Source organism: Flavobacterium sp. (genome assembly GCF_049240005.1).
GTDB lineage: Bacteria > Bacteroidota > Bacteroidia > Flavobacteriales > Flavobacteriaceae > Flavobacterium.
Genome location: NZ_JBMLTK010000066.1, coordinates 17,580 through 29,613 on the forward strand (window position 1 = coordinate 17,580; position 12,034 = coordinate 29,613).

Genomic DNA, 12,034 nt, shown 5'->3' on the forward strand with positions numbered 1-12,034 from the left:
TATTAAGAACTCACGTCGCTTGCGCTTCCTTTCAAAAGAATTCTAATCGTTTTAATTAAAAGAAACAAGGTAAGCAAACAGTAAGTCGTCGCAGGAATTGTATAATACCAATATTCTAGGTACTTAATTTGAAAAGTATAAGCAAGCCACGAAATTTGGATAACAATCGCAACCAAAGTTAGCAATTTGTTTCGCAAAAGCATCAATACTAAACTACAACAAAGAACTAGCGCTACTGCAAAATCAAAGATTATCGCAGAACTTACCAAAGTTGTAAAAAGCTGCCAAGCCGATTGAAGAAGAAGTAACGGAAGTAGTATTGCATTGGGTAAGCTTACATGTGCCCCAGGAGTAAGAATTGCCAAAAAACTTACTAAGATTAATGATTTAAAATGTCTTGCTTCCATATTGACATGAACCATTCACGGACGTTTTCTCTTTATTTCTAAAAGTGAACTATTCTTAAACTCTTTGTATGCTGCTTTGGCTATCGAATCGAGTTCACGGCTAGCATAGTAGTTTAAGCAATTGTACGAAATGAAATTTTTTGTCCGCAGGCACTCTTCGTCTGCGTCTATTTTAATAAACGGTTTTGGCATTTCAACTGCGATTTTTTTACCTAGACTTCTCGCGTAATCGATGTCTTTTGTTCCGATTCCCTCAAATAAATTTAACAAATCCGATTTCTCAATTTGTCCGAAAACACTATCCTTATTTGGATAGCTTTCTTTCAAGCAAGAATAAAATGCTTCAGCTTTAAATGTATTTAGCCAAACTGACTCATCATTGTTCCTGTAGTAAAACTTCTCGCGTATATAACTTTTTTTGCAACTTATTGTAAAAACAATAATCACCGATAATATAAGAATTCTTTCCATTTATTAATCTAATTTCCAAACATCAATATACTCAATTGGTGCAGGCGGTCTATCATAAAAATGACATCCAAAAACACAAATTCCATCGTTAATTAAATCGGCATGCCCGGAAGCCCAATCTGGGTTATATGAAACCATACAATAGATTCCTTTAATGCCAGATGTTAAAGTAGGAAAGTTAGCTCCATTTAACTCTTCTTGCTAACCTGTGATTCTAATATGACTTTTATAATTTGGTGCCATATCAAAAGTTTTTCTCCAAAGCTTTCGTATTTCGAGGCTAGTCTTGGTAATTCTAATCTCATTTGATACTTGTGAAAAAGAACTTGACTTGTTTTACGTTATTGCACTCATCGGTCTTTTGTTGGTTTATTAAAGTTATTTCTGTAATGATTTTTTAAACGCCAACCTGGCTAGAGAATCGGTCTGTTTGCTAAAGGCATACGATATACAATCACTAAAGTAAGGTCTTCGGTCTTCATAATCAGCGTAATCAATCGGTGTAATTTTTTTTGCTATTTCTTTTCCTTCGTTAACAATGCTTACCGATTCTACCTTTCCTAATATCTCAGATTCTGTTGCTAATCCCAAATCATTTTGCTCTTGTAAAATTCTTTGTAGTCCATTTTTTGTGCCTTCATTTATACATCCGTAAGCAATACATATTTTATATGCTTGCACGTATGCCTCTTCTTGCTCTATTTTAGAGTAGTTGTTTTTTAAGCTTGAACAACTTGAAAAGACTAATAATAGTAAAATCATGTGTTTTTTCATATCGTTTAATTTAGTGTCCAAACTCGAATCGATTTTACTCCACCTGCTGGCCTTATGTATTCACCACCTATGCATTGCCCATTGATAATTAAATCTACATGACCTGAGTATCCAGCGGTTCCAGGGCTGTTGTTTATTATGACATAAATTCCTGTTTTCCCTTCCAACATATCAAGTACTTGCCGCTGATTGTTGGCTGCAGCCCCTTCAAGTTTATTTGTGGTATCTCCAAATTTTACTTTCATAAACTTATTGAAAGATACTGCGTCTAAAATATAGTTTTTTAAATCTGCTCCTTTCTGAGTTCTTTGACTACCGTTGTATATCAAAATCGGGATCGAAATCGAGGGGTTTGAATAAAGTAAGCCTCGTGAACCTCGAATTGAACATGCATTGCTATATTGGCTTGGATTGTTTAAATGACTATTTAAAATAGTTCCTCCTACCAATTGATATACGGTGGATGTCTCCATTTGAGTATAATTACCCTCCACCCCATTTTTGGGGAAGGCAGCTTTAAAAGAAGCTAAAGTAGGTAAGCTTTCTTGAAGAACTGGCTCCTCAAAAATTATTTGATCCTCGTTTATATCGTCTATTTGTTCGTCGGAAATATCTGGATACGGCTTGAAAAATAGATTATACAACTGCTCCCAAGTCACTTCTGGATGCTCTATCAAATAATCAATAGTCCATTTCACAAATTCCAAATTCTCCTGATTCCAAACGCTTAAAATTTCTCGTAACTGCGTTTTTATTTCTGGATTTGCTGTATTCCACCATTGAGTTTGCAAGGGATTAAGATTAGCTAAAATCCGTATTTCTATTCTATTGATGTTAAAAATGGGTAGCGAAATTAAATCCGGATTAATCGGGCTAATACCGTTGGTAGGAAATGAGCTTGAACCGCCCGTGCCACCTGTGCCGCCCGTGCCGCCTGTGCCGCCTGTGCCGCCTGTGCCACCAGTTGTTGGACCAACACCATTAAAACCACCACCCGTTAAACAATTCATATCGATAATAAAATAGGTTTCTACACTCTGAAATGCGGGTCTAGGGCAACCACCTTTCTCTCCATTATTAACAATAATACTACCATCTTCTCCAAAACAATAATCACGAGTTACTGTATGAATCTCTAAACAATCCGAAGGGTCGCCGGTAATGGGTAGTGCAAATGATTGCTGCTCATTTTCTATTCGAGTGGGCAATAGCATCAGATTCCCATCGCTAACTAGGGCACTTTTATCTGTCTCGCTCAACGCATATTTAGCAACATAAGGCATGTATGATTGATCACTCTTGCTTTGCAATACTAAGTTCTTTATAGTATCTCGCGATGAAAAATCAACGATTTCAAAAGTGTACGATTTCAAATCTCCTTTTTCCGTGTAATAAATCTTTGTCGTATCAACTAAAACACCATAAAAAGTAATTCCTCTAGCTTGAAGGCGCTCCGCTTCCAATTTGCTGTTGTATGCGCGGTAAGCACGTAAAGCACCCTGATTCTTCGCTAAATCAGAAAAAGAAACCGTTTGGAGTTTAACTGCATCTTTTCTCTCTGATTCCAGTAACGTCTCTTCAGAAGAGCAGCCGCTTAATAAAATAACCAAAGCAAAAGACAGCAAAAATATTCTAGTAACAACCGTTTTTACTTTTTTATTAAATTCAAATTTTACATTGTTTTTACAACGCACTCTGCTCTTTCCCCACGCCGCGTAATTAAAATGGGGGGGGATAAATAAATATTTCATAATAAATGGTTTAATTTGGAAATAAAAGTAATTAAATAAATATTACCGTTATAAAAAAAGTAACACTTTAGAAGCTTTTATCTTTCAACTTTAATTTGTTAAGAAAAAAGAACCCCTTTACGGAAAAACCGTAACGGTAATTTCAGGAGAACGGTATGTTTGTAGGTTGTTTTATTTACATCTGAAGAAAAATGGAGTTTTACGATCAATCCGCGATTAATTCGGGTTTACAATTAAAAAAAACGTCCGATTAGTTAATCGGACGTTCTTTTTAGAGCTGAATGTTTAATCCGGCCAGAACATTAATTCCGGCCTGCGGATAATAGACAACGTAACCTCCGCCAAAATCGGCACCGTTGGAAACAATATCTCGATCGAGAATGTTATTTACCAACACCGAAAAGCGCAATTGTTTGGCATACGCCTTCGGAATTACAGTATAACTTAAGTTTAAGTCGTGCTGGTGATAGGCATTTAATCGGGCATTGGCGTCGTTGAGGTTTGATAAATTCTGACGTCCGACGTATTTAGACAACAACGCAGCCGAGAAATTCTTAAATGCATTCCAAGTAATTACATTTCCTGCTATCCATTCCGGAGAGAACGCAATTTCGGTTTCGCCTAGTGCCGTTGGAACGCCGTTAACATCGGTAACAAAATCTTGATTGCGGTTTCGGCTAAACGTGGCATTGGGTGCCCAGCTGAGTTCCTTAGTCAGCTGTACGTTAGCATCAAGCTCGATTCCCAAACGGTGACTTTTTCCAACGTTGGTTCGAATGGCATTGCCCACATCGTCGAGCGCACCGGTAAGCACCAACTGATCGCGGTATAGCATGGCGTAACCGTTTACTTGAAACGACATTTTCGAACCTTGAAAACGATAACCCAATTCAAAGTCGTTTAGTTTCTCTGGTCGTACGCTTCCCGTTTCGTAGTCGTTACGGTTTGGTTCGCGTTGTGCCTTTGCATACGATGCGTACAGCGATTGGTTGGGTTTTAAAAAGTACGTCACACCCATTTTTGGATTAAAAAACGAAAAGCAGTCGTTTACGTCGGCTGGTGTGAGTGCTTCGGCGAAATAATTGATGTAGCGCCATTGCATATCGGCATAGAAAAGCCATTTATCGCTGGCGCGGAAATTGAGTTTGGCAAACTGATTTACCTCGTCTTTTCGTGCGTCTTGTTGGTAATAACGACTATCGGGCTCTAAACTGGTGGCCTCACGTGTGTACAGCACGTTACCAAAATGAAGTCCTTTATAGCGATTTACCGCCCCGCCGTACACAAAATCGATTTTATCTTTCAGATATTTCAAGCTGTACGTGGCACCGAAAAAATCGTTGTCGAGCCATTTCTGACGAATTAAATCGGTGGTTTCGGCTGCCGAAGTAAGACCGTAATCTGCAGGCGTAGCTCCCGCAATGTAGTTTTCAAAATAGCCTTTTCCTTGCGTTAGGTGTAAAGCAGCTGTTGCACTCCAATGTGAGCTGAATCGGTGCGTAAGATGCAACTGATAGTGATCTTGTCCGTAATTATCGGTTTCGTTGCTGTAAAATTGCGGATTTCCGTTTGCATCGGTGTAAAGTCCGGCGAAATTGAACGTTCGGTTGGTACGCAAGGTTTCGGCATCGACGCCGTACCACGCTTGGTAGGTTTGCTCGCGACCGCCGAAAACGAGTGCTTTTACCGTTGTTTTCTCAGATCGATACGCTGCTTGAAAGAAATACGATCGCAGGTCGGAGAATGCGCGATCGATGTAGCCGTCGGAACTCAAATCGGAGATACGACCCGAGATTTCGAATTTGTTGTTGAGTAATCCGGAGCCGAATTTTAGTGTGTGCTTTCGCGAATTAAAGCTTCCTACGGCATTATCGATTTCGGCAAAAGCGGTTTCGCGAATTTTATCGGTTTGCAGGTTTAGGCTTGCGCCGAAGGCACCGGCACCGTTGGTAGAGCTTCCGACACCGCGTTGCAGCTGCAAGCTTTCGGTAGAGGAAACGAAATCGGGTAAGTTTACCCAAAACGTACCGTGGCTTTCGGAATCGTTGTACGGAATACCGTTAATGGTAACGTTAACGCGTGTTGCATCGGAGCCACGAACGCGAATTCCAGTGTATCCGAAACCGTTTCCGGCGTCGGAAGTGGTAACAACCGAAGGCAGGAAATTGAGCAAGATCGGAATGTCTTGTCCGAGATTTCGAGTTGCTAATTCGGTAGTTTTAAGGTTGGAGAACGCCAACGGAGCATCTTTTCCGGCACGCACGCCCGAGACGAGAACTTCGCTGAGTGTTTCCACCTTCGTGCTGTCTTGTTGCGTTTGCGCGAAAGCGCTTGGCAGACATAAAACGGTAACGATTGCTGCGCGAGGGATTGCAGCGGAAATCTTATTTGGCGACGTCAGTAAGCCAAATAAATTGGAGCGTAAAGCCCGACCCTTGTGGGCGCGCCCAAAAAAAGAAAATGATGATTTTTTCATCCGTAAAAAAATTTACGAATAAAAAGGGGTAATTATTCTGATTAATAATTACTTGTTGGTTTTTGCGACCGAGCGGCACGAGGCCGGTTATCGCTCATTCCCTTAGCAGCATTACCTGCTCAGGTTCATTGGGTATGATCTCAGCTCGTTATTTAGAGCACCCCTTTTGAGACGGCGCAAATGTATTAAAAATCGGGGCGTTTGCGCAAGAATTTTCGTTCCGACAGCATTTTTTTGGCTTGAATGCGTGCGCGAATGGCCTTGTTGGGCACCTTAGTAGCTTTGCGCTCTTTGGGCACATGCAGGGCTTTTTGAATGAGTTTAAAGAGCTTAGCTACAGCGCGTTTTTTGTTGGCGGGTTGCGTACGTTCCGAAGATTCGGTAACGAGTAAATCGCCGGTTTGCGTTAAGCTTGTCTGAAGATTTTTCAGGAGTAATTGTTTTTCGAAAGGTTCAAATGCTTGGGTGTTGACTACCGACCAACGGATCAAAATTTTGGTTTCAACTTTATTGACGTTTTGCCCGCCAGCGCCGGAACTTCGGGCGGTTTGCATTTGAATTTCGGCTAGAATTTGCTCGGTGTTCATGGCTGATGTGCCGGTTTTAGCAAATCGTTTACCGTTTTTACCGGATTAAACGTTTGAAGCGGTACTTCTACGAAAACCGTAATCCAATCGGCCATGGAGCCGTTCCATAAACCTGGTAATTCGTAAGCTTTAAACGATTGTCCGTCTTTCGATTTTTCGACGATGAAACCGCTATCTGGATCAACAAATTTGTGTAAATCGAACGCGTTGCCTTTAAAGTCTTTCACGGCACAAACTAAATCGACCGGATTAAAGTGCGTACTTCCGTCGAAAATGGCTTTTTGTTGTGGGTCGTTCAGATTAATTTGCGCGGATTCGACAATTTGTAGGCTCTTTTGCTGATGTTTGTCGAGCACCCAAAACGGACCGCCGCCGGGTTCGCCTTCGTTTTTAACCATGCCACACACCCGAATGGGGCGGTTTAATTTTTCGAAGAGCCAGGCTTTTTTGAAATTGGCATCGGCCGAAAGAATGGATGCGGATGCCGAAATATTTAGGTTGTTTTGAGCGAACTCTATCCAATTGCTGAGTTGTAAATCGACACCCGCTTCCAACTGTTGGAGAATTTCGAATACACGTTTTTGAATTTGAACGAGTTTTCCGGCGAGCATTTTCTTGTAAAAACTAATCGCTGGTAATGTTTTGTCTGAAACGTTATCGATATTTTTTATGAAAACAATATCGGCTTTAATACGATTTAGATTTCCTAATAGTGCCCCGTGCCCTGCCGGGCGGCAAACGAGATGATTTTTCTTGTCGTAGTAAGGCAATCCTGTATTGGCTACTGCAATGGTGTCGGTTGCCGATTCTTGCACGGAGTAGCTCACATCGATTTTTGAAGAAGAGGTGTTGGGAAAAGCTTCGACTATGCTTTGGAAGTCGGCTTGAAATTCCGGGCTTATCGTAAAGTGTACGTGCGCGTCATGCTTGGTTTGGATATAAGCTAAGGCTTCTTCAAGGTGCGCATCGATTGGTGTTTTAACGCGCACTCCTGTTTTATGAAACGGTAGAACCGCTTTTGGTTTGGATGCGAAGTTGAAATGTCGGGATGAGAGCAAGAATTTGATAAAGTAATAATCTTTCAAATCTTTATTCCAGCGATCGAAATTGGAATAATTTCTTTTCAATTCGGCGATAACTTCGTCGTAGAAGGGGAACTTTTCTATTCCTACGAGAAAAACAGCCAGATCTTTCGCGTTGTGTTTGTTTATGTATGCGTTGATTGTGTCTTGGTCGGGTGCGTAATTTTCGAGGAAATCGAGCAAGAATTTAAACATACGACTAGCGGCTCCGGAGGCGGGAACAAACTTGGCGAGAGTGTAATTTGCTTTCTCTTCATCAAATATTCGGACAAGTTCGTCGTGTTGTTCTTGTTCCAAAACGAGTATGCCGTTTGCCGGTGTTGCCGGAGCGGCTAACTGTAGTGGTGCAATTCCGTTGTTTACAATATTAATGTGTTGCAACAGGTTGGGGATCGATAATTGATGCTTAAGCACCCACAAATAGTCGGCAGCTTTAAATTGATTTTGCAGCAATTGCAGCAGATTATCGATGTGTGCACTGGCGGTTGCTATACGTTCCGTTTGCGTTCCTTTAATTCGCGCGTAGGGTAAGTTTCGTTTTTTGAGAAACTTTTTAAATGCTCGAAACTCGTCTTGGCGTTGGTTTTGGTGTTGGCGAATTGAGTCGGCTTCCCAAGGTATATCTGGCTCTGTGAGTAGATAAAGATCGTACGAAAGCGCTGGTATTTCGTTTTCTAATTCTTCTGGAATTTTATTGTAATGGCATTCCGAATAGGCTGCGGTTAACAGCGGATTTGTATCGTAAAAAATGATGTTTGCAGGAGTTTGTTCGGCTTCCAGCTCGCTTTGCATCTGCCCTTTTGCGATAGGCAAGATGTCATCGAAAGTGCAATTTTGCTGGGTGGATTTTAATTTGTTGGTAAGATACTCTCGGGCGAATTCAGGAACAACCGCAGCATTGTATCTGGCTGCAAGTTGTTGTGCCAAAGTTGTTTTACCGGAAGATTCTGGTCCGAAAACGACAATTTTCAGACCGGTGAATCGGTTGTTTTTGTTAGTTTTTGCTTCCATTCATAAAATGCGCGGACGGCAAGGTAATTAAAGATTACATATTGTACGCCTAAAAAATAAAGCTCTCTGTAAAAATACAGCGGAATTACGATGAAATTGCCCACAATCCAAAGTTGCCAATTTTCTATTTTTTTGTGCGCCATGAAGTACATCGCCGAAAAAAAGATGGCTGATGCCAGTATGTCAAAATAATTTTCGGTTGCTAATGCTGTGTCAAACAAATAATACGCTATTCGCACAAAGAGCAGCGTTAAAACAAACAATAAAAAAGCAATGTATTTATCTCGCAAGTTTGCTTTCCCAATGCTATTTGCTTGTTGTTGTTGCTTACTGTTCCAAACCAACCAACCGTAAATACTCATAATTGTAAAATACGCATTTACAAGCATATCTCCGTAGTATGCTGCTTTATAAAGTAGATACGTTGTTATGGCAGTAGCTATGATTCCGGTTGGATATACCTTAATATCTTCTTTACGCGCGTACCAAACGCTTAAAATTCCAAATACAAAAGCTGTTGCCTCGAGCGTTGTTTCGACTAAGGGTTTACTTACAAAATTTAACATAAATGGCTTTGCAACATAATTTAGATTTCTGCGTTAGTATTCCTAATATTTTTAATTTCGTCCCAAACAAAATCTTGCTATGAAAAATCTTCTTTACGTTATCTTTTTATCTCTCTGCGCCACTATTCAAGCACAACAAAAAATCGAAATAAAGGGTAAAGTTATCGATAAAAAAACAAAACTTCCCGTTTCATCAGCAACGATTTTCGTCAGTATCGCGAAAGATTCCAGCATGATCGACTACACGATAACTAATAATTCGGGTAACTTTTTAATGAATATCAAAAAGCCGAACACTGCTTTTTCTGTTAACGCTTCTTTTGTAGGTTATGAAACGCAAACGAAGGTTTTTGAAGGAACGGAAACGGATTACGATTTGGGTGTATTGGAACTAGCAGAAGCTGCCAATGAATTGCAAGAGGTAATTTTAAAAGGGTCGGCGCCACCGATTTTAATCAAGAAAGATACGCTGGAATTTAATGCTGCATCGTTCAAAACCGGACCGGATGCCAATGTTGAAGCACTCTTAAAACAACTGCCTGGTGTGGAAATCGACGAAGAAGGAAAAATAACAGTAAATGGTAAAGAAGTAAATAACATTTTGGTAAATGGGAAACCGTTTTTTGGAAAGGACGGTAAAATTGCCACGCAGAATCTTCCTGCAGAAATCATCGAAAAAGTTCAGGTAACTGATACTAAAACGAAGTCGGAAGAGCTTTCAGGAGAGGCGGCAAGTAGCGAAAATAAAACTATTAATTTAACCATAGCTGAAGAAAACAACAAGGGACAGTTCGGTAAGATTATGGGCGGCTACGGTTCGGACGAACGTTATGAATCGAGTTTGTTATACAATCGTTTTAAAGGTGATCGGAAAGTGAGCGTTTTGGCTTCTTCTAATAACATAAACTCGATTGGTTTTTCTATGAACGAGATATTTGATAACATGGGCGGCGGGAGGAGTCGATCCGTGTATTACAACGACAATGGAAGTTTCGGCATCAACAACTTGCGTTTTGGTGCAAATGACACCGGTATTACACAGTCGAGCATGGTTGGTGTAAACTACCAAGACAAATGGCTTGGAAAAATTGATAATCAAGCTTCTTACTTCTTATCGAATACCGAAACACGTAATGACAATCGGAACAACACCGTAAACTTCCTACCCACAGGAACTACATTTTCGGAGTCGGCTGCAAGAACTCGTGCATTCTCAAACGGTCATAATTTTAGTTCGGAATTCGAGTATAAAATTGATAGCACCGCCAGTATTTTCTTTTCACCGTCGCTGGCGAAGTCGTTAGCAAAAAACTACAGTAATCGAAATCAAACTACGAGAAACGAAGCGGGCGATGTCTTAAACAGCAGCGAATTTGATAACGATTCGCGAACGGAAAACGACCAGTTTACTGGAAATTTCACCTATTACAAAAATTTCAAACGCAAACAAGGACTTACCGTTGACGCTAGTTTAGACAACTCCCGCAACAATAATCTGACGCAAACAGCTTCGGCTACTACTTTCGCGGATCGTCCGGACGACATCCGAAATCAGCGGCAATTCGACAATTCGAAAAATAACAATTTTAATATTCAATCGGAATTCACCGCGAAACTAACCGATTCGACCCGATATGCGTTAGGTGTACGTTATGAACTTTTAGATTCGAAATCTGTTTTAGAAACCTTCGATTTTGATGCCGGTTCAGGCAATTTCGATAATTTAAACGCCGCTCAATCCAACGATATTCGCAGTAATACACAGAAAATTCGCCCAACAGCAGGCATTCAATGGAACAGCAAAAAAGTCAATTTTTCTGCAAACGTTGGTGCCGAATTTGTAAACTTCAATAACGAATCAGATTACTTAGGGATCAATAGCGAATTAGATAAAAATTACGTATTCCCAGACGCTAATGCGTATTTAAGTTATCAGTTTTCGGAAAAGAAGAGCTTGTATGTAAATTACGATTACGACGTACAATTACCACAGGCACAACAAATTCTGCCCGTCGAAAACTTGTCGGATCCGTTAAATACTTTCATCGGAAACAGCGCCCTCGACCCAACGTACCAGCACTCGTTTTACCTCTCTTTTAACAATTACGACTGGGCACAACGAGCAGGTTTATTCACCTACAGCGGATTTACGTATTCTAACAACTCCATAGTTTCGAGTACGGTTTTCGACGACAGTTTCAAAGCCGTAACAACCTATGAGAACGTCGGAGATACGTACAATTTTTACTTCGGCGGAAATTACAGCAAGAGCTACAAAAAAGGAACGAGAACATTTAAATGGACAACGGCCATTAGTATGAGTGGTAATTTCTCACGCGGACTCACAAATGCTGTGGATTTTACCAATGAAAGCTATCGGATTTCACCGCGAGTGAATCTTTCGTATACGTTAGATAAAGTTATCGACATCATGCCTTCGTACAACTACACGATGTTCTTAAACAATTACACCAACTATATTATCGACGAAGCGAATAATTTCACACACCGCGCTCAGCTGCAATTTACCAGCTACGTGCCCAAAAATGTCATTGGTGGAATCGATTTATCGTACAATTACAACTCGAATATTGCCGATGGTTTTAGAAAAGACTTTTATTTGATGAATGTAAGTTTAGGTTACGAATTTTGGAAGAAACAGCTTATCGCGAAGGTAAAAGTGTACGACTTACTCGACCAGAACTTAAATGCTCGACGCACGATTACGCCAACGGCAATTATCGACTCGGAAAACACCGTACTTCGTCGTTATGTGATGTTTTCACTGACGTATAACTTAAAATCGTTTGGGGATAAAAAAGACGACGGCGGAATGATTATTATTCATTAATCGGCAAGCGCTTTAGTTTTTGCGTTTGATTTTGCGGAAAATAGCTTAACAAAAGTCC

At 40.5% G+C, this 12,034-nt stretch carries 9 protein-coding genes; 1 reads left to right on the forward strand and 8 read right to left on the reverse strand.

Going from position 1 to position 12,034, the window contains the following annotated elements; translation table 11 throughout:
• Positions 1-2: 2 nt before the first annotated feature.
• From ACOVQQ_RS06915 to pnuC, 8 genes are all read right to left on the reverse strand, one after another.
• On the reverse strand, positions 3-422 hold the full coding sequence (locus ACOVQQ_RS06915; protein WP_421817552.1) for a hypothetical protein: 420 nt from the start codon (positions 420-422) through the stop codon (positions 3-5).
• Positions 423-878 (reverse strand): hypothetical protein, encoded by a 456-nt coding sequence (locus ACOVQQ_RS06920; RefSeq protein WP_421817553.1) that lies wholly within the window; start codon positions 876-878, stop codon positions 423-425.
• A gap of 378 nt (positions 879-1,256) precedes the next feature.
• Positions 1,257-1,652, reverse strand: coding sequence for a hypothetical protein (locus ACOVQQ_RS06925; RefSeq protein WP_421817554.1), 396 nt, complete (start codon positions 1,650-1,652; stop codon positions 1,257-1,259).
• A 5-nt stretch (positions 1,653-1,657) separates the two neighbouring features.
• Positions 1,658-3,403: a T6SS effector amidase Tae4 family protein gene (locus ACOVQQ_RS06930; protein WP_421817555.1), complete on the reverse strand. Its 1,746-nt coding sequence runs from the start codon at positions 3,401-3,403 to the stop codon at positions 1,658-1,660.
• A 271-nt stretch (positions 3,404-3,674) separates the two neighbouring features.
• On the reverse strand, positions 3,675-5,879 hold the full coding sequence (locus tag ACOVQQ_RS06935; RefSeq protein ID WP_421817556.1) for a TonB-dependent receptor: 2,205 nt from the start codon (positions 5,877-5,879) through the stop codon (positions 3,675-3,677).
• Positions 5,880-6,064: 185 nt separating this feature from the next.
• Complete coding sequence (gene arfB, locus ACOVQQ_RS06940; RefSeq protein ID WP_421817557.1) at positions 6,065-6,466, reverse strand: alternative ribosome rescue aminoacyl-tRNA hydrolase ArfB; 402 nt, start codon at positions 6,464-6,466, stop codon at positions 6,065-6,067.
• Entirely contained in the window at positions 6,463-8,559 is a 2,097-nt protein-coding gene (locus tag ACOVQQ_RS06945) for a DUF4301 family protein (RefSeq protein ID WP_421817558.1), read from the reverse strand. Before ACOVQQ_RS06945 ends, arfB begins: the two co-directional genes overlap by 4 nt.
• Positions 8,517-9,125, reverse strand: a complete 609-nt coding sequence (pnuC, locus tag ACOVQQ_RS06950; RefSeq protein WP_421817559.1) for a nicotinamide riboside transporter PnuC — start codon at positions 9,123-9,125, stop codon at positions 8,517-8,519. Before pnuC ends, ACOVQQ_RS06945 begins: the two co-directional genes overlap by 43 nt.
• Before the next feature lie 79 nt (positions 9,126-9,204).
• On the opposite strand from pnuC, the gene ACOVQQ_RS06955 reads away from it, so the two are divergent.
• Positions 9,205-11,976, forward strand: coding sequence for an outer membrane beta-barrel protein (locus ACOVQQ_RS06955; protein WP_421817560.1), 2,772 nt, complete (start codon positions 9,205-9,207; stop codon positions 11,974-11,976).
• The last annotated feature ends 58 nt before the right edge of the window (positions 11,977-12,034 follow it).